General features: G+C 42.1%; 2 protein-coding genes, 1 tRNA gene and 1 pseudogene. 3 read left to right on the top strand and 1 reads right to left on the bottom strand.

Going from position 1 to position 1842, the window contains the following annotated elements; all coding sequences use genetic code 11:
- Positions 1–2 precede the first annotated feature (2 nt).
- Positions 3–75, bottom strand: a tRNA-Met gene (locus ACT8YW_RS23155).
- A gap of 237 nt (positions 76–312) precedes the next feature.
- On the opposite strand from ACT8YW_RS23155, the gene ACT8YW_RS23150 reads away from it, so the two are divergent.
- The 3 genes and pseudogenes from ACT8YW_RS23150 to ACT8YW_RS23140 form a co-directional block, all read left to right on the top strand.
- Positions 313–903 carry a TetR/AcrR family transcriptional regulator gene (locus tag ACT8YW_RS23150; RefSeq protein WP_444107272.1) on the top strand — a complete coding sequence of 197 codons (591 nt, stop codon included), beginning with the start codon at positions 313–315 and terminating at the stop codon, positions 901–903.
- Between the two features lie 16 nt (positions 904–919).
- Positions 920–1666, top strand: coding sequence for a 3-oxoacyl-[acyl-carrier-protein] reductase (gene fabG, locus ACT8YW_RS23145; RefSeq protein WP_004299904.1), 747 nt, complete (start codon positions 920–922; stop codon positions 1664–1666).
- A 9-nt stretch (positions 1667–1675) separates the two neighbouring features.
- A pseudogene (locus ACT8YW_RS23140) lies at positions 1676–1842 on the top strand (RNA pseudouridine synthase); the annotation flags it as partial.

Genomic DNA, 1842 nt, shown 5'->3' with positions numbered 1-1842 from the left:
AGTTGCGGAGATCCGACTCGAACGAATGACCTTTGGGTTATGAGCCCAACGAGCTACCAACTGCTCCACTCCGCGATGTTTAACGGGTGCAAAGGTACGGCTTTTTTTGAAACAAACAAATAATTCGCTGAATATTTTTCGAATAAATCATCACTTTTTTCTTATTAGGTTGAGAATGAACGAAATAATGATGAAACTTTTTCTTAGCACCTATTAATATACAAATGTTAATATTCTCTCTGTTTTCTTGTATGGTCTAAAGAAAAGAATTACTTTTGCTCAAAATATTCAGCAATGTGCAATTTGTAACCTATGACCGTATCCAAGACAAAAGCCAAGTTAGTAGATGTAGCCCGTCAGCTTTTTGCAAAGATGGGGGTAGAAAATACGACTATGAACGATATCGCTCTTGCTTCTAAAAAAGGGAGACGAACGCTCTATACTTATTTTAAAAGTAAGGATGAAATCTATTTGGCTGTTGTGGAATCGGAATTGGATATTTTGTCGGATATGATGAAGCGGGTAGCCGAGAAAAACATTTCTCCGGACGAAAAACTGCTGGAGCTGATATATACCCGATTAGATGCAGTGAAAGAGGTGGTCTATCGGAACGGGACGTTGCGTGCTAACTTCTTCCGTGATATATGGCGGGTGGAAAAAGTTCGCAAGAAGTTTGATGCAAAGGAAGTCCAGCTCTTTAAAGCCGTTCTTCTGGAAGGACAGGCAAAAGGAGTTTTCCATATTGATGATGTGGAGATGACTGCCGACTTGATACATTATTGTGTGAAAGGAATTGAAGTTCCTTATATTCGAGGCCATATAGGTGCACATCTGGATGAAGATACAAGAAATAGATATGTGACCAACATTGTGTTTGGAGCACTGCATAGAACAGAAATTTAATTAAATAACTTTTAGTATGGGATTATTAGACGGAAAAACAGCCATTGTAACCGGTGCTGCTCGTGGTATTGGTAAGGCTATCGCTCTTAAGTTTGCTGCCGAAGGTGCAAACATCGCATTTACTGACCTTGTCATTGACGAAAATGCAGAAAATACAGCAAAGGAACTTGAAGCAATGGGCGTGAAAGCCAAAGGTTACGCTTCTAACGCGGCTAACTTTGAAGATACTGCAAAGGTCGTTGAAGAAATCCACAAGGACTTCGGACGGATCGATATATTGGTAAACAATGCCGGTATCACTCGTGACGGTTTGATGATGCGCATGAGCGAACAGCAATGGGATATGGTAATCAACGTGAACCTGAAGTCAGCATTTAACTTCATTCATGCTTGTACACCTATCATGATGCGTCAAAAAGCTGGTAGCATTATCAATATGGCCTCTGTTGTAGGTGTTCACGGAAATGCAGGACAGGCTAACTATGCTGCTTCTAAAGCAGGTATGATTGCATTGGCTAAGTCTATCGCACAAGAGTTGGGCTCTCGTGGCATCCGTGCCAACGCTATCGCTCCGGGATTCATCCTGACAGACATGACAGCTGCTCTTTCTGACGAAGTAAGAGCTGAATGGGCAAAGAAAATACCTTTGCGTCGTGGTGGTACTCCTGAAGATGTGGCAAACATCGCTACCTTCCTGGCTTCTGATATGTCATCTTATGTGTCAGGTCAGGTGATTCAGGTAGATGGTGGTATGAATATGTAATCGAACAGAATGACTGTTGTATACGAAGACAACCATATCATTGTAGTCAACAAGACCGCTTCCGAGATTGTCCAGGCAGACAAGACGGGAGATACACCGCTTTCGGAGACTGTGAAACAGTATCTGAAAGAGAAGTATCAGAAACCCGGAAATGTTTTCCTCGGTGTGACACACCG

Source organism: Bacteroides sp., from assembly GCF_052357945.1.
In the GTDB taxonomy this organism is placed as follows: domain Bacteria; phylum Bacteroidota; class Bacteroidia; order Bacteroidales; family Bacteroidaceae; genus Bacteroides.
Note: the sequence above shows the minus strand (reverse complement) of the source record. Positions and strands in the feature narration are given on the sequence as shown.